Raw genomic sequence first — 23,919 nt, forward strand, 5'->3', positions numbered from 1 at the left:
AACTCAAAAGTGAAGCGCATTGGGTTTTGATGGTTGAACTAATCCCGCTTCAGGGCGGGATGAAACCCAAAACTCAAAAGCGAAGCGCATTGGGTTTTGCCGGTTGTCCCGATAGTTCTATCGGGATAATCCCGCATTTGGGCGGGATCCGGAACCCCTGTCAGCCGACAGGCAGGCAAAACTCAAAAGTGAAGTGCATTGGATTTTGCTGGCTGTCCCGATATCTAATGGGATAATCTCTGCGGATGGTTATGGGATTAGCGGGATATATCTTTTACCTTCCAGCATTGGCTAGTGGCACAAATCTTATTTCTGAATTGGTAGAATGCTTCCATTCGACACCTCGAGGGTCTGCACTGAAGATATTTATTATTTTATTTTAAAATCGTAAACTCTTACAAGTGGTTGCACATGAATGCCTTAAGTGACTTAATAGATGATTGTTTGCCCTGATAAATAACTAAAATTAGATGCTCTAATAACTATTTAAATTTTGTAAATTTGCCTGCGTTTAACAGCGCAACATGACAACTACTACAAAATACATATTCGTCACAGGGGGTGTAACGTCTTCTTTAGGGAAAGGCATTATTGCAGCTTCTTTGGCAAAATTACTTCAGGCTCAAGGTTACAGAACTGCGATCCAAAAATTAGACCCTTATATTAATGTCGATCCAGGAACGATGAACCCTTATGAACATGGGGAATGCTACGTTACTGATGATGGTGCAGAAACCGATTTGGATCTGGGACATTATGAGCGTTTCTTAAATGTGCCTACAAGTCAATCCAATAATGTTACCACGGGACGGATCTATCAAAGTGTTATTGAAAAGGAACGCCGCGGCGAATTTTTGGGTAAAACCGTTCAGGTTATTCCACATATTACGGATGAAATTAAGAACAGAGTCCAACTCCTTGGAAAATCTGGCGAGTATGATATTGTCATAACAGAAATAGGAGGAACCGTTGGGGATATTGAGTCCTTGCCTTATATTGAAGCCGTGCGTCAATTAAAATGGGATTTGGGAGAACATAATGCGATCGTCATCCATTTAACATTGGTGCCCTATCTGTCGGCTGCAGGCGAATTGAAAACAAAACCTACCCAACACAGTGTCAAAACCTTAATGGAAAGTGGGGTCATGGCCGATATTTTGGTGTGCCGTACTGAACATGAGTTGCCAATGGACTTACGACGTAAACTGGCGTTGTTTTGCAATGTTCGTGAAGAAGCGGTCATTCAATCTATTGATGCCTCGACGATATATGATGTACCCAATTTAATGCTGGAACAAGGCTTGGATAAAGTGGTGCTTAAAAAACTGGACCTTCAAAGCGATGTACCGGATTTAACCCAGTGGAATCAATTCTTAAAGCGATTGAAAAATCCAAAGAGTGAAGTGACCATTGGTTTGATTGGAAAATATGTTGAATTACAGGATTCTTACAAATCTATTTTAGAATCTTTTATTCATGCAGGTGCTGAAAATGAAGTAAAAGTAAAGGTAATACCTATCCATTCTGAACATTTAACTGTAGAAAATGCAGTGAAAGAACTCGCACATTTGGACGGTGTTTTGGTAGCACCAGGATTTGGAGAGCGCGGCGTGGACGGAAAGATTGAAGCGGTGAAGTATGTCAGAGAAAATAATATCCCATTTTTAGGCATTTGTTTGGGCATGCAAATGGCAGTTATAGAATATGCCCGTAATGTTTTGGGCTTGAAAAACGCGAATTCTACTGAAATGAATCCACATACGTCTGATCCTGTGATCGATTTAATGGAATCGCAGAAAGATGTCACAGACAAAGGGGGAACGATGCGACTTGGAGCTTGGGCTTGTCAGTTAGAAGAAGGAAGCATTGCTCACGATGTGTATCAAACGACTGATATCTTAGAGCGTCACCGTCACCGTTATGAATTTAATAATGCTTATAAAAAGCAAATCGAAGATGCCGGCATGAAGGCAACAGGTCTCAACCCTGACACTGGTTTGGTTGAAATTGTTGAAATTCCGTCGCACAATTGGTTTGTCGGTGTGCAATTTCATCCAGAATATAAAAGTACCGTGGCCAATCCACATCCGTTATTTGTGGCCTTTGTAAAAGCTGCAGTAGATTTTAAAAAAGATAAAAATCGTGTCAGTATGACACAAAATTAAATTTGGTTGCATTTTTGTGTTATCCAATCTTATCAAAAACAGAATTAATTACCAACTTAAAAAAGACCTTAAAAGTTATTGTAACATGTCAGGTCTGAACATCACATAAATGGAAGAAAAAAAATTTGATCTCAATTCTATTATAGGATTCGTTCTTATTTTCGGAATATTATTGTTCATGCTATGGCAGAACCAACCAACTCCTGAAGAAGTTGCAGCACAAGAACAAGCAAAACAGGCCGAAGTAGAAGCCGAGAAAAAAGCAACAGTTAAAAAAGACACCTTCGTTACCTCTGCTGATGATTATACCAACAAAACGGCTTTGGATTCCACAAAGCTTGAATCGTTAAAAAACAGATTGGGTGCTTTTGCCTATGCGTCCACATTGCCATCTGCTACAGACAATGAAACTTTGGTGGAGACAGACTTGTTGGAGTTAAAATTCAGCAACAAGGGTGGTTATTTATCAGAAGTAAGACTTAAAGAGTTTGTTTCTCATGACTCCATGCCGATTTATCTTATAAAAGACAACAATGCTCTTTTCAATATTTCTTTCTCTACTACAGATAACAGAAATCTGAATACCAAAGATCTTTACTTTGAGCCAACGATTACTAAAAATGGTGAGAATACTGTGGTTTCCATGAAGCTTAAAGTTTCAGAAAGTAAGTTTTTGGAATATCGCTATGAGCTGAAGCCAAACGATTATATGTTTGCTTTCAACGTGCGCTCACAAGGTTTAAATGATGTGATCAACAGTTCACAGGAAGTTAACCTCGATTGGAACGCCAAGACGTACCGTTACGCCAAAAGTATCTCTTATGAAAATAGATATACAGAGCTTATTTTTGAATATGAAGGCGGTAAAGATGATTATTTGGGTCAAGGCGAATCTACTGATGATACGGCCAAAGACGTCACTTGGATTGCCAATAAGCAACATTTTTTCACATCCATTCTTTTAGCTGATCAGCCTTTTAAAACGGGGTACTTTACGTCTAGAAACTTAGTTCAGGATGAGGATATAGATACCATTTTTACTAAAGCATTTACGAGTAAGTTGCCATTGGCTCTTGAAGGTGGTGAGATTAATAAGAGCATGGACTTATACTACGGTCCAAGTGATTATAAAATCTTGAATGCCTACGATAGAAATTTAGATGAAATCTTACCGTTGGGCTGGGGTATATTTGGTTGGATCAACCGTTACTTGTTTATTCCATTATTTGCCTTCTTAGGGTCTTATATGTCTCATGGAATTGCTATTGTAGTGATGACCATTTTGATCAAAATATGTCTGTCATTTGTACAGTACAAACAATTCCTCTCTCAGGCAAAGCTTAAGATCATTAAGCCAGAGTTGGATGCCATTCGGGAAAAATATAAAGATAATAAGCTTAAAATTCAACAAGAAACAATGGCATTGCAGTCTAAAGCTGGTGCAAGTCCGCTGAGTGGCTGTTTGCCGGCATTGATTCAGTTGCCGGTGTTCTATGCCTTGTTCCAATTCTTTCCGTCGGCATTTGATATCCGCCAGAAGAGTTTCCTTTGGGCAGATGATTTATCGTCATATGATACTATTGCAGATTTACCATTCAAGATACCTTTTTATGGAGATCACGTGAGTTTGTTTCCGATCTTGGCGTCCATTGCAATTTTCTTCTATATGAAAATGACTACAGGACAGCAAATGGCTTCACAGCCAACTCAAGAGGGAATGCCGGACATGGCGAAAATGATGAAGTATATGATTTACTTCTCGCCAATTATGATGTTGTTCTTCTTTAATAACTATGCATCAGGATTGAGTTTGTATTATTTCATTTCGAACTTGATTAGTATTGGTATCATGTTGGTCATCAAGAACTTTATTTTGGATGAGGATAAGATCCATGCACAAATTCAGGTGAATAAAGCAAAACCTAAAAAAGAAAGCAAGTTCCAAAAGAAGATGAAAGAAATGATGGAACAAGCTGAAGCACAGAAAAAACAAGGAAAACGCTAAAAACGTTTTTCGATTTGCAATTAAAAATGCCTCTGAAAACTTCAGAGGCATTTTTGCTATTAATCAACAAAGTTGTTGAGGGTAATTAAAATTGAAACTATTGTCCCATTTCTGGCAATATGACCTTGTCAATAGCGTGAACTACACCGTTAGTAGCTTGTATATCTACTAATGTAGGGATGATATTGCTAACTCTTTCGTTCGGATCTGTAATTGTAAGATTTGATGCATTGATAGTCACCTCTCCTCCAAGTGTTGATACTGCACCCGTTGGAATAGCATCCGAAGTGATATTACCACTCACAACATGATATTTTAAAATGGCTTCAACCGTTGCCGGATCAACATCACCTAAAGTTGTTTCTCCCGTTGGGTCAAGTTCGTTCAACAACGAAGCAAAAGCATCATTGGTTGGTGCAAACACCGTAAATGGACCATCTCCTGAAAGGGTAGGAATCAAAATTGGAGAAGGATCTTGAGAATCTGCAGACTGTAAGGCAGCTACTAAACTGGATAAGGCCGGATTTGCCAATGCGAAATCTACTACTGTTGGTAGGCCGATAACGGCATCCACCACATGAATAGTTCCATTGGTTGCAGAGATATCTGCAACGGTGACTTTTGAAATTCCGTTGAACTTCACACCATCCGTGGTATTAAAGTATAGGCTTAAGTTTTTCCCGCCTGGACCAGTTGCACTCGTGTTTGCATAGCCTGAACCAGCATCAACTAAGTCTGTAGATTTCACATTTCCTGCAATGACATGGTTTAGCAAAATTTGAGAAAGTACATCCGTTGGGACATCGCTTAATTTTGCAAAGCCATTATCCGTTAAGAATTTTTGAAATGCTGCATTTGTTGGAGCCAAAACGGTAAATGGCCCTTGGCCGTTCAATACACTTACTAAGTTACCATCGGCCGCTTGAAGTGCTGCCACCAAACTACTGAGGTCTGAGGTAGCAACTGCTGTTTCTACAATATTCATTGGTAGAGGTTCAGTGTTGTTGTCATCATCACTACTACAGGATTGAAAACCTATAACAAGTAATAGTAATGGTAGAATTTTGAGAGTTTTTGAAATAATCTTCATTTTTTTGAGTTTATTTGTTCGACATAAAAACTAACCTTACGTTAGTTTGTTTAACAAAAATAAGAAATGATTAAACAAAATATATTCTTTTTATTCTTTTTAACAGTGTTTTTAACAGACTCGTATGCGCAAAACTCTGTAAATCAATTGGATCAAGATGGTGAGCGGCATGGGTTTTGGAAAGTGCATTTCGAGCAGACCGACCAACCCCGGTATGAGGGCACATTTGATCATGGTAAGGAAGTGGGGATGTTTAAATTCTATAAATTGGATGGAAATAAGAGTGTCTTAAGTGCCACCCGGGAATTTGACCCCAATAGTGACAATATTATTGTGAAATTCTATTCCTCCAAAGGAAAATTGATAAGCGAAGGACAAATGATCAACAAACTCTTTGTTGGAAAATGGGTGTATTATCACAATAAAACCAAAGGTATCATGACGGTTGAACACTATAGTGATAAGGGGCAACTTGAGGGTGAAAAGTTGGTGTATTATCCCAATGGTCAAATGGCGGAGCAATCCTACTATATCAATGGAAAAATTGATGGTGTTTCTAAAGTGTTTTCAGAAAAAGGAGTGCTCATCAAGGAGTTTACCTATGAAAATGATGTCCTTCACGGCATGTCGAAATATTATGATGCAGATGGAAAGATGTTGGCCGAAGGCGCTTATAGAAACGACCAAAAACACGGCATCTGGAAGTTTTATGAGAAAGGTGTTCTAACGGAAGAAAAGGATTTTACGGTGTATAGTAAGAATCCGATGAAACAGTAGGGTTCAATATTCAGTGTTCAGCCTGCCCGTACCGATAAGTCACGTTCGGGGCGGGTCGGCAGTGTTCAGTGTTCCCGTCTTCGCTAAAGCTACGGACGGGCAGGCAGTATTCAGGATGCCCGTAGCGATTAGGTACATTCGGGGCTTAAGTATATAGTTTTCAGTGTCTCCTTGAAACTCAATTTTTCTCTATGAATCCTCTGTGAAATAACCTATAAGCCCCTGTCAGCCGTCCTCTGTCACCCGTCCTCTGTCACCCGTCATCCGTCATCCGTCAAATTTCCAACTTCATTTTCAAATTCACTCCCACATTACCTAATCTGCCATAAACTTCGTAATTTTGCAAAATGAAAAGAGTAATCGTAGGACTTTCTGGAGGTGTTGATTCAAGCGTTGCTGCCTATTTATTAAAGGAGCAAGGCTATGAAGTCATTGGTTTGTTCATGAAAAACTGGCATGATGATTCCGTGACTATTTCTGATGAATGTCCGTGGTTGGATGATAGCAATGACGCCATGTTGGTTGCCGATAAATTGGGGATTCCATTTCAAACCGTCGATTTGAGCGAACAGTACAAAGAACGCATCGTCGATTATATGTTTGATGAATACCAGAAAGGTAGAACACCAAATCCGGATGTGCTTTGCAACCGAGAAATCAAGTTTGATGTGTTTATGAAAATCGCGCTCGATTTGGGTGCTGATTTTGTAGCCACCGGCCATTATTGCCGTAAAGGAACTCTTGAAAAAGACGGAAAGGAAATCTATCAATTGCTTGCTGGGGTTGACAATAACAAGGATCAGTCTTATTTTTTGTGCCAATTATCACAAGACCAATTAGCTAAGGCATTATTCCCTATTGGCGAATTGACTAAGCCTGAAGTCCGCAAAATTGCAACGGAGCAGAATCTGATTACCGCAGACAAAAAAGACTCCCAAGGCCTTTGTTTTATTGGAAAAGTTAGGCTGCCCGAGTTTTTACAGCAAAAACTACAACCGAAAGAAGGTGTGATTGTCGAAATTCCATCCGAGCAAAATATATTCAACGAGTTAGAGCCTGAATTCACTTCTGCAGAAGATCAACTCGCTTATATGTCGCGAAAAATTGAATACCATATCGCAGATGGAAAGGTGGTGGGCAAACATCAAGGCGCACATTACTTCACAAAAGGTCAACGCAAAGGGCTTGCCGTTGGCGGCACGGTTGAACCTCTTTTCGTGATAGAAACTGACGTTGAAGAGAATGTCATTTATACAGGACAAGGAAAAGAACATCCAGGATTGCTCAAAAAAGCCTTATTCGTTTCTAATGATGAGGTGCACTGGATTCGTGAGGATTTAACGTTGGCGTTGGATCAAACTATGGAGGTCAAAGCGCGAATCAGATACCGTCAACCGCTTCAAAATGCAACCTTGCATCAGGTGGATAGTGGGCTTTACGTGGTTTTTGAAGAGTTGCAATCGGCCATTACCGAAGGCCAGTTTGTGGCGTGGTACCTCAATGACGAATTAGTTGGTTCGGGAGTTATTTCTTAAATTGCAGTAATAATTTAGCTAAATTATTGCTGATGAAAGTGAACGTTTTCCTGTTTCTACTTATATGCTTTTCTCATGTTGTCTTCGCACAACAAGATGCATGGGTGTATTTGACGGATAAGGAAAATGTAGAGGCTTCGATTCAAAATCCCATCACTATTCTTTCCCAACAAGCCATTACAAGAAGAAACACACATCAAATTCCTATTGATGTCAGAGATGTGCCTGTCAATGAATCTTATATCTCTATTCTAAAATCTGCTAATGGCATCACTGTTTTGGCAAAATCAAAATGGATGAATGCGGTTCACGTCAGAGGTGAAGTTTCGGATATTACTGCACTTTTTGATTGGGAATTTGTGGACAGAATTGAATTTGCAGATAAAAATTTAACCGGTTTATCTCGATCAACCATCCAGCAAGACAAGTTTGCTATTGAGACTGGACTAGAAGATTTTGATTACGGAAGTGCCCAAAATCAAGTGGACATGATTCATGTGGATGCGCTTCATATTGAAAACTATACAGGAGAAGGGATTGTTATCGCAGTGATTGATGCCGGCTTCGCCAATGTGAACACCATGACATCGTTCAATAGATTAAGAACAAACAACCGATTGTTGGGTGGCTATGATTTTGTGAATAGAACTTCAGCCATTTATGACTACACTGCCAGTTCTCACGGCACTAAAGTGTTGAGCACCATGGGAGGTTATATTGAAAATGAATTTGTTGGTACTGCACCTGATGCATCCTATTATTTGTTCCGAACCGAAGAGGCAGACTTTGAAAACCCTATTGAGGAAAGTTATTGGGTCGAAGCAGCAGAACGAGCTGACAGTTTGGGAGTCCATATTATCAATTCGTCATTAGGCTATAATACGTTTGATAATGCCAATTATAATTATGTACCATCAGATATGAATGGAACGACGACATTCATTAGTAGAGGTGCTAACATCGCTTCTGAAAAAGGGATTTTAGTGGTTAATTCAGCGGGGAATTCAGGGAACAAATCATGGGGTATTGTCACGGCTCCAGCAGATGCTTCTGGAGTTTTAACCGTTGGCGCGGTAAATGGTGAAGGAGAATATGCTGCCTTCAGTTCAAGAGGCGATGCTTCTCAATCCACCCAAAAACCAGATGTGGTGGCACAAGGATTAGGATCTATGGTGATTGATGAAATGGATGCTATTGTAGCAAATAATGGCACGTCTTTTAGTTCGCCCATTTTGGCAGGAGGTATTGCTTGTTTGTGGCAAGCACTTCCGAACGCCAATGCAGAGCAGATTAAGCAATTTGTGAGACTGTCAGCTTCCCAATACACCGCACCGGATTATTTTTTAGGCTACGGCATTCCGAATTTTCAATTGGCGCTTTCTCTTGGACTTTCAGTACCAGGAAGCGACGTCCAAGAATTTAAGATCTATCCCAACCCTGTTTCAAATCGGCTTCATATTCAACTGCCAGCAAGTAGAGAGGAAAGAACTCTAAGGATTTATGATGCCCTTGGTAAGCTCATAATTGAACAGGTGTATTCCACTACCCATTCCAATATCGATGTATCGCATTTAACTTCAGGATTATACATGCTTCATATCAGTTCAAATAGTAAATCACTCAATTTTAAATTTATAAAATCTTAATGTCAAATAAAATTACAGAACTTTTCAAAATTAAATATCCAATCATACAAGCAGGAATGATTTGGAACAGTGGATGGAGACTGGCTTCAGCTTCGAGTAATTCAGGAATTCTTGGTCTGATTGGTGCTGGTTCCATGTATCCAGATGTATTACGGGAACATATTCAAAAATGTAAAAAGGCTACGGATCAACCTTTTGGGGTGAATGTACCCATGCTTTATCCGAATATTGAAGAGATCATGAATATTATTGTGGATGAAGAGGTGAAGATTGTTTTTACATCCGCAGGAAATCCTAAAACTTGGACCACTTGGTTAAAAGCGCGCGGCGTCACTGTGGTTCATGTAGTGAGTAGCGTGAAATTTGCATTGAAAGCTCAAGAAGCTGGTGTTGATGCTGTTGTAGCCGAAGGATTTGAGGCAGGCGGTCATAATGGAAGAGAAGAAAGTACCACCTTAACTTTAATCCCAATGGTTAGCGAAGCTTTGGACATTCCGCTCATTGCGGCTGGAGGAATTGCCACTGGACAGGGTATGTTGGCGGTTATGGTATTAGGTGCTGATGGGGTTCAGGTAGGCAGTAGATTTGTGGCCAGTGAAGAAAGTTCTGCACATCAAGCGTTTAAAGAAGTTGTCATCAACGCCGAAGAAGGTGACACGCACTTGACATTAAAAGAATTAGCACCTGTACGGTTGGTCAAAAACAAATTCTATAATGATATTGTCGAATTGTACAAGACATCTCCATCTGTTGAGGATCTCAAAGATTTATTGGGCAGGGCAAGAGCAAAGCGTGGCATGTTTGAAGGTGATTTGGAGGAAGGCGAATTAGAGATTGGTCAGATTTCAGGGTTGATCCACGATATTAAACCAGTTGCAAAAATTGTTGAAGACATGCTATCTGAGTATGAAATAGCGAAGCAACAGGTGAGTACGTTGTTTTAAACTCTTCGAAATATTCCCAGGATTCTAAATTTTGTAATGTATTTATTTAGAGCTTGATAAGACTCTGACAAAGGCTATACAACAACATTGATAAACATGATATAAACACAAAGGGGAAGAAATTCCCCTTTGTGATTTGAAATGTTTTAACAATACTATCTTTAAATCCCTCTAAAATAATAGCTAAAACTTTTCGTGTTCTATAGTGCCTGTCATGAATGAAATCTAAATAATCACATGATATCTGTAAAAATAACCGATATCATGATTTTGTGCAATTATATAGAAACAACTTATTAACAAAGTTGCAATGTAAGTTTATAACTATCAATTGATTGATACGTTTCCATTGAAATAAAATTAAAAAATTAGCCGTAAAGATGGTCAATCCATCTACCTTTGCACCTTTAAAATTTAAGCGTGATTTTATCTCAATATACCAAAGAATTCAAGTACAACCTAAACTTGGCAGCACCAGTCATGTTGGGCATGTTAGGCCATACTTTTGTGAGTCTTGTGGACAACATTATGGTGGGGCAATTGGGAGCTGCAGAACTTGCCGCAGTCTCTTTGGGAAATAGTTTTGTTTTTATTGCCATGTCTATCGGAATTGGGTTTTCAACAGCTATTACGCCTTTGGTGGCTGAAGCTGATACTGAAAATAATTTCAAAAAAGGAAAATCGGCACTAAAGCATGGTTTATTCTTATGTACTGCTTTGGGAATTGTTCTGTTTTTACTCCTTTTACTGGCTAAACCCTTAATGTATATCATGGATCAGCCTGAGGAAGTCGTGGTATTGGCTATCCCTTATCTAGATCTGGTAGCATTTTCATTGATTCCATTGATTGTTTTTCAGGCCTTTAAGCAGTTTAGTGATGGACTTTCACTTACAAAATACCCAATGTACGCGACACTTATAGCCAATGTCATCAATGTGGTGCTCAATTACTTGTTGATTTTCGGGAAATTTGGGTTTCCTGAAATGGGTATCGTGGGCGCTGCTATCGGAACCTTGATCTCAAGAGTTGTGATGGTGTTTTTTATCTGGTGGGTTTTAAAAGCTCGAGATAAATCGAAAGCCTATGTCACCAATATCAAAATTTTCGTTCTGGAGTCAACCATGATTAAAAAGGTCATCAATATTGGGTTTCCAAGTGCTATGCAAATGTTTTTTGAGGTTGGTATATTCACCTCGGCTATATGGCTTAGTGGTACATTGGGTCAGAATCCACAAGCCGCCAATCAAATTGCCTTGAACCTCTCCTCAATGACATTTATGGTGGCCACTGGTTTAAGTGTCGCCGCGATGATTAGGGTGGGGAACCAAAAAGGGCTTCGAAATTTCACGGAATTGCGTCGCATAGCGATATCCATTTTTTTGTTAGGTGTTGTTTTGGCCTTTATCTTCGCTTTGGCATTTGTGCTCTTGCATAAGGTACTTCCAACCATTTATGTGGATTTGGATGATCCGCTAAACGCCATTGACACCCGTGAAGTTGTCGCCATTGCATCCACTTTGCTTTTGGTGTCTGCTGTATTTCAGATAAGCGATAGTTTACAAGTGGTTGCCCTTGGTGCGCTAAGAGGCCTTCAAGATGTTAAAATACCAACCATAATCACGTTTATATCTTATTGGATTATCGGGTTTCCAATTAGCTTTTATTTGGGAAAGGAAGAAGCTTTTGGAAGTGTCGGAATCTGGCTTGGACTTATAGCAGGACTGACTTGCGCTGCGATTTTATTGTTTATCAGATTCAATTATTTAACGAAAAAATTGATTAGGTTGGAAGTGCCTACGGTTGTAAGTGCTTAAGGTTTAGAGTTTCTGAAAAATAACGTGTAAAGGTTCCTTAAGGTTGAACTAGTGAAACTTTAAAGTTAATTCAACTGGATATGACTAATATGGAATTTGAGGTTATTTTGAAAAACGGACAGTTCAATTTGTAATTACTATAATAAACTTGTCTACCGCTTTACCATCATCAACGGAAAGTTTCAAAAAACTACGATTGGAAGCCAGGGAGCTTATGACTATTTTTACTCCAATTGCAAGTAAGTTATAAGCCAGATACTAAATAAAATTTGATACTTTTACATTCTAATTAAATTTCACCATAAAGCATATCAAATGCGTTTAACTTTAAGTACGTCAATTGTTTATAATTTTAGGCATTTTAAATGTTTTTAACTTTAGACACTTCAAATACTCCTAACTATTAACTTGAAAAACATGGAACTACCAAAATTCATTCTCGGCGACAACACAGATTATCCCGATGCCATATATATTATTCATACTGAATTTCCGCGATTCATTTTAAATTTGGAAGATGATGAGGTGGAGTGGATGGAAGAGTTTGACGAGCATGACGAAAAGGAAATTTCTTCAGAAACTGAGAATTTGATTCAGATGGCTACGGACTTTTACGATCGTGAAATTGAAAGATACAATGCCTAATGATTGATCAAATTCTACAATTAGATACCGATGTTTTTATCTATTTAAACAGTCTTGGGACCAAAACCTGGGATCCGTTTTGGATGGCTTATACTTCTAAATTCAATTGGATTCCACTTTATGCCTTGTTGCTGTATTTGATGTTTAGACAAATGCGATTAAAGGCAGTATTAATTACACTTTTGGCTGTCGCTTTAATGATCCTGGTTACGGATCAAGTGACCAATCTTTTCAAAAACGGATTTCACAGATTGAGACCTTGCCATTTGGCCGAGTTGATTGACGGGATGCGACTCGTGAAATCGAGTTGTGGAGGTCAATACGGGTTCTTTTCTGGGCATGCTTCCAATACCATGGCAGCAGCAATATTTATTGGCCTAACCTTAAAAAAACGATTCAAATATCTTATTTATCTTCTGATTGTGTGGGCGATTTTAATGGGATACAGTCGTATCTACATTGGAGTTCATTATCCTTTAGACGTGTTATTGGGAATGTTGTTTGGCGTTTTGACTGGAGCCTTGTTTTATAAGCTTAATGTCTATGCAATAACTAAATTTAAGGCCGACAAAAAGAATCAGAAAATAACGTGAAGTGATTTTTCCAGTAGAGAGATGTTGATCGCTTCGCTATCGATAGTGAAAAATTCACCATCAATTTGACTTTCATAAACGCTATGATTGGCTTGATATATTTTGATTGTCTTAGATTGATAACTCTTGGCTTCCTTTATTAAATGAGGTTTTTTAAGCAGGATCAAAAATCCGAAGTATAAGGATTTTAGCTTAGATATTTTTGAAACAATAAGAACATCCAATAAGCCATCCTGCAAAGATGCCATGGGGGTCAAACTGATCTTATAGCCCATTTCATTGGAGTTGGAAATAAATACTAAAAACGGATAGGTTTGGATTGTTTGTCCGTTAACTTCAACTCTGATTTTATTCTTATATTTTATACTCCATAGTGCTTTGAGAGAAGATTTTAAATAGCTAATTAATTTTCGCTCGTTCGAATTTTCATAGTGCCTAATGACTTGTGCATCAATGCCGATGCCCGTATTGCTGAAAAAATAATGTTCATTGACACAACCAACATCAATTTTCTTTACAGATGCTGTTTTGATAAGAGCGATGGCACGTTCAATATTTTTTGGGATCTTTAAATTGGAAGCCAAGCCGTTTCCTGAGCCCAACGGAATAATGCCCAAAGCGATTTTGGTATTGACCAAACATGAGGCTACTTCGTTAATCGTACCGTCACCACCACAGGCTACAATAATATGTGCACCTTCGGCAATGGACGATTTGGTTAAAATTTTGGCGTGCTTTTTATAATCAGATTTTTTTATAATGACCACATAATTTTCCTCATCAAAAAATTTCTTTAAAAATTTCTGATGGATTGGCTGGTTTCCGGAACCAGATACGGGATTCACTATAAAATGTATATGTTTCAAATAAGATTCCTTTTATTCCCACCTATGGGTTTTACTAGCCCAAGCCTCATAATTATTTAGTTACTGATAAACCTATTTTGCAACCGGAAATGTAGAACTATGAGATTGCGCGCAAAAGTCGGAAAAGTGGTTGAAAGATCTCAGTTTATCGATATAATTTATCAAATATTTAGCGAATTGAAATTTTAAATCATTTCATATAAATAATAACAAATAGATGTGAGACTATAAGTTTATAGGTTTTGTAATCAGATCCTTATGAGATAGAGTGAGAATATATCTGAGTTTACATTATTAATATGTATTGTCCTATCCATAGTTATACAAACGCACTATATCCAGTTATGGCTCTTCCCACAATTAACGTGTTGATCTCCTTGGTACCTTCATAAGAATAAATGGCTTCAGCATCGGCAACAAACCGTGCCACATTGTACTCCAATAAGATACCGTTGCCGCCCATGACCTCGCGCGCCTGGCTGACCACATCTCGTATCCTTAAAGAGCAAAACACCTTTGCTAAGGAGGCGTGTTCATCGGTTAGAAGACCTTGATCCTGCAATTCAGAAAGTCTATAGACCATGGTTTTCATCGCCGTTAGATTGGATAACATTTCCACCAAGTGATTTTGTATCAATTGGAATGAAGCAATTGGTTTTCCAAACTGTTCGCGTTTTTTGGTGTATTTGAGTGCATTTTCATAAGCTCCCCTTGCGCAACCTACGGCTTGCCACGCGACACCCGCTCTGGTCATCCGCAATACTTTGGCCGTATCTCTGAACGAATTGGCGTTTTGGAGTCGGTCTTTTTCAGCAATTCTACACTCCTTTAGTGTGATGATAGCATTCTGTACGGTTCTTAATGCCATTTTATCTTCTATTTTTTCGGTGGTGAATCCGGGGGTACCCTTTCTAACCAAAAATCCTTTGACCTTGTTGCTGGTTTCGTCTCTTGCCCATATAATCGTCACATCAGCAAAAGTGGCGTTCCCAATCCATTTTTTTTGACCATTCAAAATCCATTCGTCGCCTTCAAGTTTACAGGTGGTCTCCATCCCGCCCGCTACGGCACTTCCAACATTGGGTTCGGTCAGACCAAAGGCGCCTATCAATTCCATTTTTTGCATTCTTGGTAGCCATTCTTCTTTTTGTTCTTCACTTCCGCAGAGATAAATCGAACCCATGGCAAGTCCGCTGTGAACACCAAAAAAAGTGGAGATAGAGACATCCACCCGTGCCAATTCTTCGGCGATGATGCCTTCCATAATAAAAGGAAGATCAGGGCAGCCATAACCCTTATAGGCGACACCACAAATGTTTAGGGCAGCTAATTTTGGGATGATTTCCATAGGGAATTTGGCTTTTTTCCAATAGTCATTGGCAATAGGCTCTACTTCATCCTGCATAAAATTGCGGACTTTCATTTGAATGGCACGTTGTTCTTGTGTCAATTTTAAATCGAGATCGTAAAAGTCACCATCAATAGGAGGAAGCTGATGCTGTCCCTTTTTGCTTTTTTCAGTGAGCATTTTCATGAGCCCGTCGAGCTGATTATCATCGAGTTCTCCAACAGTTTTCATGATTTTAGGTAAATCTATCTTCTCTGAAATTCTACCAAGATCTTCAAAGTCAACTTCTTTCATCAGATTGATGATGGACTTAATTTTAGTGAATAATGTCATAGAGCGCTTCGGATTTAAAATTAGTTGTTGAAAAGTTAGTGATTTCCATTAGAAAAAAATACGAGTCTATGGAGATTTATATAGAATTTAACGTTGAAGGTTGAATCCCGATGGGTATCGGGAGAAGTCGAACATGAAATTGAAGTTGAAATTGAATCCCGAGGATTGTTGGGAGATGTTTTCCGTCATTTATTGTTAAAGTTTCCCGCGGATTTCGCAGATTTCCGCAGAAGCTAGTGAAGAAGAATGAGCTGATTTCATTGCTTAGGTTTGTTCTAATCTCTTCCCCAATCCTGAAAAGCTATTACTGCCAACTTCTGGCTATATTGCTAGGTCTTAGTCGAAATTTTCAAATGTTTACTTCATGAGGAAGTTGACCTGAATTGGTTCTCAGGTTTCACGGATGCGCACAAAGTATTTCATGGAGTGTTTTTGAAAACCATTTCGGGATATTTCTTTTTACACAGATTTCAGGTCGAGAAGACTAAACATCTTCAATCCACTACTACCCACGAACCTCTACCCACTACACACTAGTAAGTTATTTCGGAGAGTTACACAGATAAAAATAAGTTGCACAGAGAAATCCGTCAAATGTTCTTGGAGATTTACTTTAAACCCAGCAAGAGTTCCGCGGCAGCAAATGGTGTCGTTTCACCATTTTCAATGCGTTCCAATTGATGTTTCAATTCTTTTTTAATGGAAGGATTATTGTAAAAGTCAGTTTTTAGTCGGTCTTCAATGGTTTGGAGCAGCCAGAATTTGTTTTGTTCGTTCCGCGTATAATCAAAAAAATGGTTTTCTTTTACTAAGCTCAAATAGTCCTCAATAAGCTGCCATACTTCTGGAATGCCTTCATTTTTAAGCGCACTGGCCAACAAAACTTTGGGTTGCCATCCAGAATCTTTAGGCGGGTAGAGGTGGAGTGCCCGATTGAATTCAACTTTAGCGGTTTTGGCGTTTTTGAGATTGTCGCCATCTGCCTTGTTGATGACAATAGCATCTGCCATTTCCATGATGCCGCGTTTAATGCCCTGCAATTCGTCTCCCGCACCGGCCAATTTCAACAATAAAAAGAAATCGACCATACTGTGGACTGCCGTTTCACTTTGCCCAACGCCTACGGTTTCGATCAAGATGGTATCGAAGCCAGCGGCTTCACAGAGAATAATAGTTTCCCTACTTTTTCGAGCCACACCGCCAAGCGAAGTACCAGAAGGTGAGGGTCGGATAAATGCGTTATCGTCCTTGACCAAATCTTCCATTCGGGTTTTATCGCCCAGAATAGAGCCTCGGCTCAAAGTGCTACTCGGATCTACGGCCAATACGGCAATGTGCTTTCCTTTAGAAGTCAAATATGTACCAAAAGTTTCAATGAAAGTGCTTTTTCCAACCCCCGGAACACCTGTAATGCCAATCCGGATTGATGAATTGGCATAAGGCAGACATTGCTGTATGATTTCGTTGGCTTTTTTTAAATGCTGGGGATTGGTGCTTTCCACCAAAGTTATAGCCCTACTGAGCGCAGTACGATTTTGGGCTAATATACCTTTGACCAGTTCAGCTACAGAAGGTTGTTTTTGACGTTTGTTCTTAATGGCAGCGATAGCACTTATGTTGGTCGTTTCAGGTTCAGAAACACCTTCATTTTCTTGTAGTGCTGAAGTTTTACCTTTTTCGCTCAAAATATTTAAGATTTAGCCTATTGTGGTTGGTCGTTGCTGATTTCCAAAGGGACTTCTATTTTGGTTTGGTCCCATGCCATGGTCATTTTTAAAACATCTACGGTATTGTCAAAAGCGATGGTGAACTGTTCTACGGTACTGTCAATATCTATGACAGGTACATCAATTTCCAAAAGATCGTATTTTGGTTCGCGCATTGGTCGCATTTGGTCGTCAACACCCCACGGATATTGCTTAGTATTAAAATAAACTTTCCAAAGGCTGTCGTTAGGTACAGTCCAAAGCGTATAAATACCCTTAGGTACAGAAATCCCATCAATAATTAGAGTTTTATTGGTCGTAAATGTGGTTGCCTCGTTAGCTCCTGTACGCCACACTTTGTTATAAGGTACCAAAGCACCAAATACCTCTCGCCCTTTTTTATAAGGTCTGTTATAGAGTACTTCCAATTTGGTGTCATTTAATTCAAACTTTACGACATCTTTTGGACTTACTCGTTTCGAGAAAATATCTTCAACAAAATAGGAATATAAAAATAAGCCAGCTGCCACGAAGGCAAGGATAATTAAAAGGCGTTTTAAAAACGTATTCATAAATAATGGATCATAAATTTGAAACTTGGGTTAAATATAATTATAAAAGATTGCTCCTTAAAGCACTTAACGTTGTTTTATGGAAAGTTGGTATTCTTTTTTGAAAAGAATGCTTAAATCAGCCCCAGCTCGTACTCTTAAAGGTGTTTTGGAGAGAATCATCAAAACCCAAAGGGAGTTTTAAATGTCGCAGTTAAAGAAACAAAAATGTCTAAAATGACCGATTTGAAATGCTTAATTCTGTCATTTGATGGTGTTGATTAGGTTTTAATTATAGTCTTCAACATAGTATGCTTATGGGACCAGCTTAAATTCAGTATTAAAAAAAACTGCTCGAAAGCAGCTTTGATTAGCTTTTCCGAGCAGTTATTATAATAAATAGGTGATTATTGATTCTTAATCATCCAACAAATCAATGTGTGCCTTGAAAGCTTCTTTAATTGCATCTGCCAAATCATTGTTACCGTCCAGATCTTCTGGACTAATTGTAATCACCCCATCACCATCACCATCAGTGGCGGTAGAAAGATCTACCATGCCTAATACGGCGTTGAGATCAAAGTTGATGACAACTTCTTTTGTGTCATTGTTGATGATCAGCTTTTGTTCGCTGTCTTCGTAATCAATTTCGATTTCGTCTTCAAAATCATGCCAGAAAACAAAAGCTTGGCCATTGATTTCTCCGGTCAACTGCATACTTTTACCAAACAGGTCAGAGTTGGGATTTTCACTTTTATCAAATTCAAATTCAATTTCTTCGTAGATACCGTTTGGAATTTCGATGTCTACCAACTGAATGCTGTTACCGGATAAAAGATCGATTTCAAAAGGGCCTTTTAGCTCGATATCATCATCACTATCGTAAAAACCGTCCTGGAGTTCCAGTTCAATTTCTTTGAAATTCACTAAAAACTTCCCAAGATTCACGTTATCAGTACCTCTATTGGCTACTGGGATATAACTTGCTTTGGCAGCAATTTTTAAATTGCCTTGATTAGGGGCTTTTGTTGCATCATCATCCGATGAACAGGCCGTAAATACAGTTGCCAGGGACAGTGCAACAACGCCAAATTTCATTTTTTTAAATACATTCATAGTTTTAAACTTTATAGGTTATACTAAGGTTAACGACTTAAAATGTAAATATTACTTTACAAATGTTAAATATATCTGAAAATTGTTGGTCACAGTGGCCTCTCTTTTCAATATTACGGGATTTGAGTAGAGAAAAAATCGCAATGTAAATCGTAGTTTAATGTATGACAGAGTTTTATGATAGAATTATTATTCAATTAAAATGTTATAGGCTAGTAATTTATGTCATATTTACCCGTACTTTTGCGCCCTCAAATAAAATTTTGAAATGAAGCGCATAAATGAATACAAGAAACTCTTTGGAGTGGAAAACGAAGTTGAATTAAAGACTTTAAAAAAGAGTTACCGTGATTTAGTGAAAGAATGGCATCCTGATAAATTCCAAAATGGCGATGCTCTGCAGGAAGAGGCTGAAGTACAAAGCCGAAAGATAATCGATGGGTATCATTTTCTTGTGAGCATAGCTCCAGAAACCATTGCATCTAATAAAGATAGTTACACAGAAACGATTACCAATTCAGGTATTGCAGATTATACGCACAAAGGCCTATTGCTGGAAATCACCTTTCAGGATGGTTCTACTTATGAGTATTTTGGCGTGACCAAACAAGTTTACATCAAAATGATCAATAGCGATAAATTAAATCGATTTGCGAAACGTAACATTTATGCTAATTACACTTATAGAAAGTCGAAAAGAACTCTTGAGCCTGCTCAATAGGAAGATCGACACATCGTTTCGCGATTAAATCCTGCGAAAAATGAAATTGAATTTGCAAAAGGGAACACAGTTATTTTAAACGTGTTCCCTTTTCTTTTTATGTGACTCCCACCTGTGGGTTTTAATTAGTGAAACTCAATTTTTAAAAACTGCGAGCAATACAATAAAAATTGATAGCCATCGGGATAATCCCTCTTTCCAGCGGGATCTTCGGGTTTAGTTTCCCGAGGCTCTGCCTTGTTATTTTAATTTGAATACCTGTTAAGCGCTGCCCGCCCATGCCGGTCGGACGGGCCCCGAGGTTCTTGATTTTAATAAGCAATAAACCTTTTCTTTAAAATTTCCCAAAAATAAAACCTCTCTAAATAATGGAAATTGAATTTAACAGTTAGGCTGGAGCTGAACCATTGTTTATAGTTTGGTAAACCCCAAAACATACCTATTAAGCCTTGAGACTGAGTGTTTTTGAAGAAATTAAAGTTTTTATTCAGATTGTAAATGCTTATTTTGCATTAAATCTCTCTATTATGAAAAAAACACTTACCATTCTGTCGCTCGTAATTTTACTGTTTGGAACTTCCTGTTCTGTAGTTCAGAAAAACACCTCAAATAAGGATGATGGCAAAATAGATATTGTTTTTGTACAAGTCAATGATGTTTATGAAATAGCGCCATTAGCAGGTGGAAAAGAAGGTGGAATCGCACGTGTAGCTAGCTTAAAAAAACAGGAAAAGGAGAAAAATAAAAACACCTTTCTGGTCATGGGTGGCGACTTTATGAGTCCGTCTATATACAATAGCTTGAAACATGAAGGGAAGAGCATTCGCGGCAAGCAGATGGTAGAAGCATTAAATGCTGCTGAGATGGATTTTGTCGTTTTTGGAAATCACGAATTTGATATTAAGGAAAGTGAACTTCAGTCACGAATTGACGAATCAGAGTTTACTTGGGTGTCTTCAAACACATTTCATAAAACAGGTTCTACGGTTCAGCCTTTTTCCAAGAATTCAACCGCACCTTTTCCGGAAACTTACATTTTAAATGTCACAGATGCCGATGGTACCCAAGCGAAAATTGGTATTATCGGGCTTACCCTCCCTTTTAATAAAGCGTCTTATGTACAGTATACTGATCCTATAACAACCGCTAAGAGGTTGTATGCTCAACTAAAAGATTCTGTGGATGTGGTTATCGCTTTAACGCATTTGGATCTTGAAGACGATATCAAACTCGCTCAGGAAATTCCGACCTTAGGATTAATTATGGGCGGCCATGAGCATGATATGCAGTTTGAAAAAGTAGGCGATGTGTACATTACGAAGGCCCACGCCAATGCGAAATCGGCTTATGTAAATACCTTGAGATTAAATAAGAATACAGGTGAATTAAAAGTGTCTCCAAAGCTAAGATATATTAATGAGAGCATAGCGCTTGATCCTCAAACCAATATCATAGTTAAAAAATGGGAGGGAATTGCGAATGCAAATTACAGTTCCTTAGGATTTGACGCTGCGGATATTGTTATAGAAAAAAGTGAGCCACTTGAAGGCAGAGAAATTGTAATCAGGTCGCAACCAAGTAATCTGACCGAACTTGTGGCAAACGCTGTTCAGGTCGCTGCGCCTTTAGCTGATATCGTGCTTATCAATGCGGGAGCAATTCGTGTTGACGATATTTTGTATGCACCAGTGACTCAATATGACATCTTGCGAGCCATGCCTTTTGGTGGAGAAATTAGAGAGGTGGATATGAAGGGAAGTTTACTAAACAAGATTTTGGAGATAGGAGAAAGTAATAAAGGAAGTGGAGGTTATCTCTTGCGTAATTCAACCATAAAGAAAACGGATGATAAATGGGCTATTGGGGAAGATGAAATTGAGGATAGTAAGGTATATAGGGTAGCCATGTTGGGTTTTCTGCTTACGGGTATGGAGACAAATTTAGATTTTCTAAAAGAAGATCATCCTGAAATCGTCAAAATATATCCCATTGAAACCTCTATTGATCATCCTCAATCTGATATCCGATTGGCACTCGTACATTATTTAAAAAGTTTAAACAATTAGAGATTGAGAAAGACAATGAAGACTGATTTTCGATGATCATTTGCATTGCAGTAGAGCCGCATAAAAAACTTATGTTAAATTTTTATCCAGCATCAAGAGACGTCTAAAATTTTTGTATATTTATATGACAATCATATCGGGGTGCTTAAATCTTTAAACATAGCTGAGAAAAAACCCGTATAACTTCAAAGGGGATAATGCCAAAAGAAGGAATATGATTTGCAAAGGGAACAATGTTATTATAACTTGTTCCCTTTGTTTTTACTAAAATCTTATTAATGAATTAATTGATTATCATACCAATTGGATATTTTAACATTATAAAACCTCTCAATTAAAATTAAACTTCATGAACATTACAGCTTCTTATACTGATCTCTATCAACTGACCATGGCTCAAGTCTATTTCAAAACCAAACCCGATGGGCGAGCGGTCTATGACTATTATTTTCGAAACAATCCTTTTAACGGTGGTTATTCCATTTTTGCTGGATTGGAGGACGTTTTGAATATCCTTGAAACTTTAAAATTCTCTTCTTCCGATTTGACCTATTTGGAGCAACATGGATTTGAAAGCAGCTTCTTGGATTATTTAAAAGATTTTCGATTCCGAGGGAATATCTCTTCAAGTTTGGAAGGTGATGTTGTTTTTCCAAACCGTCCGATTCTGCAGGTTGAAGCGAATATTATAGAGGCACAGATCATAGAAACGCTTTTGCTGAATATTCTCAATTTTCAGACCTTGATTGCTTCAAAGGCCAGCCGAATCCGTCATAGTGCAAAAACAGAAATGCTTTTGGATATGGGACTGCGCCGTGCTCATGCTACTGGTGGATATTATGCATCTCGCGCTGCTATCATTGGTGGTTTTGACAGCACAAGTAATGTCAAGGCAGCTGAGGATTATGACATTCCCTCTTCCGGAACCATGGCCCATTCATTTATACAGAGTTATGAAGATGAATTACAGGCCTTTCGAGATTTCGCAAAAATACGACCAAAGAATTGCGTCCTTCTGATTGATACCTACAACACGCTTAGAAGTGGATTGCCCAATGCGATTACAGTGGCCAAAGAGATGGAGCGCAGTGGAGCGCAGTTGTTGGGTGTCAGATTGGATAGTGGAGATTTGGCTTATCTCGCAAAAAGAACGCGTATAATGCTGGATGACGCCGATTTGAATTATGTGAAAATTGTCGCCTCAAACCAATTGGATGAATACGTCATAAAAAGTTTAAAGGATCAAGGAGCGCCTATTGACATCTTTGGTGTGGGAACTAATTTGGTCACCGGAAAACCTGACGCTTCGATAGATGGGGTCTATAAGTTGTCTGAATACAATGGCGAACCACGAATCAAACTTTCTGAAAATATCATTAAGGTTTCGCTTCCATCTAAAAAACAAGTTTACAGAATGTTGGACAGGAATGGTATGTTCTACGGAGCAGATGCCGTTGCTGTTTTTAATGAGGAAAATGTAACACGAATGGAGCATTCCTTCGATGCTAATAAAAGCTTAGAACTTACCCGTTTTGAACATGAACCGTTGCTTCAAAATGTAATGGAAAACGGTAAAAAAGTAATGCCGGCGCGAACTGTCAGTGAAATTGCAGCGTATTCAAAATCCCGATTGGAGAAACTACCTGAAGAATACAAGCGTTTTCAGAATCCGCACATTTACAAAATAGGTCTGAGCACAGATCTCAAGCAAGAACGTGATAGGTTGGTATTAAAACACAAGTTTTAAATTAGTGAAACTTAATTTTTAAAAACTACAAAGCAATACATCAAAAATTGATAGTTGTCCAGATACCTATCGGGATAATCCTACTTTTCAGCGGGATCTTTTGGGTTTAATTCCCCGACGCTCTGTGTTGGAGTTAAACAAGTATTTCTAATTTGATACTTCGTAACCTTTGGTCGAGGTAGTTCATTTCGGATAAATTTTTCAGACATCTTGATACAGTAATGTCACTGATAACCACTAATAATTACGT

At 38.5% G+C, this 23,919-nt stretch carries 18 protein-coding genes; 12 read left to right on the forward strand and 6 right to left on the reverse strand.

Going from position 1 to position 23,919, the window contains the following annotated elements; all coding sequences use genetic code 11:
* Window positions 1–524: 524 nt before the first annotated feature.
* Together J4051_RS04115 and yidC are read left to right on the forward strand one after the other, a co-directional pair.
* Entirely contained in the window at window positions 525–2,165 is a 1,641-nt protein-coding gene (locus tag J4051_RS04115) for a CTP synthase (protein ID WP_208232589.1), read from the forward strand.
* A gap of 109 nt (window positions 2,166–2,274) precedes the next feature.
* Entirely contained in the window at window positions 2,275–4,170 is a 1,896-nt protein-coding gene (yidC, locus tag J4051_RS04120; protein ID WP_208232590.1) for a membrane protein insertase YidC, read from the forward strand.
* A gap of 97 nt (window positions 4,171–4,267) precedes the next feature.
* Here yidC and J4051_RS04125 read toward each other — a convergent pair whose 3' ends face one another.
* The gene (locus tag J4051_RS04125) at window positions 4,268–5,260 is read right to left on the reverse strand and encodes a fasciclin domain-containing protein (protein WP_208232591.1); all 993 of its coding nucleotides are present in this window, start codon (window positions 5,258–5,260) and stop codon (window positions 4,268–4,270) included.
* A 66-nt stretch (window positions 5,261–5,326) separates the two neighbouring features.
* On the opposite strand from J4051_RS04125, the gene J4051_RS04130 reads away from it, so the two are divergent.
* The 7 genes from J4051_RS04130 to J4051_RS04160 all read left to right on the forward strand — a co-directional run bounded on the left by J4051_RS04130 (window position 5,327) and on the right by J4051_RS04160 (window position 13,215).
* Window positions 5,327–6,037 carry a toxin-antitoxin system YwqK family antitoxin gene (locus J4051_RS04130; RefSeq protein WP_208232592.1) on the forward strand — a complete coding sequence of 237 codons (711 nt, stop codon included), beginning with the start codon at window positions 5,327–5,329 and terminating at the stop codon, window positions 6,035–6,037.
* Between the two features lie 347 nt (window positions 6,038–6,384).
* A complete protein-coding gene (gene mnmA, locus J4051_RS04135; protein WP_208232593.1) occupies window positions 6,385–7,572 on the forward strand; it encodes a tRNA 2-thiouridine(34) synthase MnmA in 1,188 nt (395 codons plus the stop codon).
* A gap of 32 nt (window positions 7,573–7,604) precedes the next feature.
* Entirely contained in the window at window positions 7,605–9,218 is a 1,614-nt protein-coding gene (locus tag J4051_RS04140) for a S8 family serine peptidase (protein ID WP_208232594.1), read from the forward strand.
* On the forward strand, window positions 9,218–10,162 hold the full coding sequence (locus J4051_RS04145) for an NAD(P)H-dependent flavin oxidoreductase (protein ID WP_208232595.1): 945 nt from the start codon (window positions 9,218–9,220) through the stop codon (window positions 10,160–10,162). The genes J4051_RS04140 and J4051_RS04145 overlap by 1 nt, the downstream gene beginning before the upstream one ends.
* A 420-nt stretch (window positions 10,163–10,582) precedes the next feature.
* A complete protein-coding gene (locus J4051_RS04150; protein ID WP_208232596.1) occupies window positions 10,583–11,977 on the forward strand; it encodes an MATE family efflux transporter in 1,395 nt (464 codons plus the stop codon).
* A 417-nt stretch (window positions 11,978–12,394) separates the two neighbouring features.
* A complete protein-coding gene (locus J4051_RS04155) occupies window positions 12,395–12,622 on the forward strand; it encodes a hypothetical protein (RefSeq protein WP_208232597.1) in 228 nt (75 codons plus the stop codon).
* A complete protein-coding gene (locus J4051_RS04160; RefSeq protein WP_208232598.1) occupies window positions 12,622–13,215 on the forward strand; it encodes a phosphatase PAP2 family protein in 594 nt (197 codons plus the stop codon). Before J4051_RS04155 ends, J4051_RS04160 begins: the two co-directional genes overlap by 1 nt.
* Here the strand turns inward: J4051_RS04160 and J4051_RS04165 are convergent.
* The 5 genes from J4051_RS04165 to J4051_RS04185 all read right to left on the reverse strand — a co-directional run bounded on the left by J4051_RS04165 (window position 13,200) and on the right by J4051_RS04185 (window position 19,135).
* Entirely contained in the window at window positions 13,200–14,081 is an 882-nt protein-coding gene (locus J4051_RS04165; RefSeq protein ID WP_208232599.1) for a diacylglycerol/lipid kinase family protein, read from the reverse strand. The genes J4051_RS04160 and J4051_RS04165 overlap by 16 nt on opposite strands.
* 319 nt (window positions 14,082–14,400) lie before the next feature.
* A complete protein-coding gene (locus J4051_RS04170) occupies window positions 14,401–15,762 on the reverse strand; it encodes an acyl-CoA dehydrogenase family protein (RefSeq protein ID WP_208232600.1) in 1,362 nt (453 codons plus the stop codon).
* 608 nt (window positions 15,763–16,370) lie between these two features.
* A complete protein-coding gene (meaB, locus tag J4051_RS04175; RefSeq protein ID WP_208232629.1) occupies window positions 16,371–17,450 on the reverse strand; it encodes a methylmalonyl Co-A mutase-associated GTPase MeaB in 1,080 nt (359 codons plus the stop codon).
* A 14-nt stretch (window positions 17,451–17,464) separates the two neighbouring features.
* Entirely contained in the window at window positions 17,465–18,040 is a 576-nt protein-coding gene (locus J4051_RS04180; RefSeq protein WP_208232601.1) for a DUF2911 domain-containing protein, read from the reverse strand.
* Window positions 18,041–18,436: 396 nt separating this feature from the next.
* Window positions 18,437–19,135 (reverse strand): DUF4382 domain-containing protein, encoded by a 699-nt coding sequence (locus tag J4051_RS04185; RefSeq protein ID WP_236027201.1) that lies wholly within the window; start codon window positions 19,133–19,135, stop codon window positions 18,437–18,439.
* A 268-nt stretch (window positions 19,136–19,403) separates the two neighbouring features.
* Between J4051_RS04185 and J4051_RS04190 the strand changes: the two genes are divergently transcribed.
* The 3 genes from J4051_RS04190 (at window position 19,404) to J4051_RS04200 (ending at window position 23,669) form a co-directional block, all read left to right on the forward strand.
* Complete coding sequence (locus J4051_RS04190; RefSeq protein ID WP_208232602.1) at window positions 19,404–19,856, forward strand: KTSC domain-containing protein; 453 nt, start codon at window positions 19,404–19,406, stop codon at window positions 19,854–19,856.
* Between the two features lie 527 nt (window positions 19,857–20,383).
* Window positions 20,384–21,922 (forward strand): bifunctional metallophosphatase/5'-nucleotidase, encoded by a 1,539-nt coding sequence (locus tag J4051_RS04195; protein WP_208232603.1) that lies wholly within the window; start codon window positions 20,384–20,386, stop codon window positions 21,920–21,922.
* A 349-nt stretch (window positions 21,923–22,271) separates the two neighbouring features.
* On the forward strand, window positions 22,272–23,669 hold the full coding sequence (locus J4051_RS04200; protein WP_208232604.1) for a nicotinate phosphoribosyltransferase: 1,398 nt from the start codon (window positions 22,272–22,274) through the stop codon (window positions 23,667–23,669).
* The last annotated feature ends 250 nt before the right edge of the window (window positions 23,670–23,919 follow it).

Source organism: Gelidibacter pelagius (assembly GCF_017581925.1).
GTDB classification, from domain to species: Bacteria; Bacteroidota; Bacteroidia; order Flavobacteriales; family Flavobacteriaceae; genus Gelidibacter; species Gelidibacter pelagius.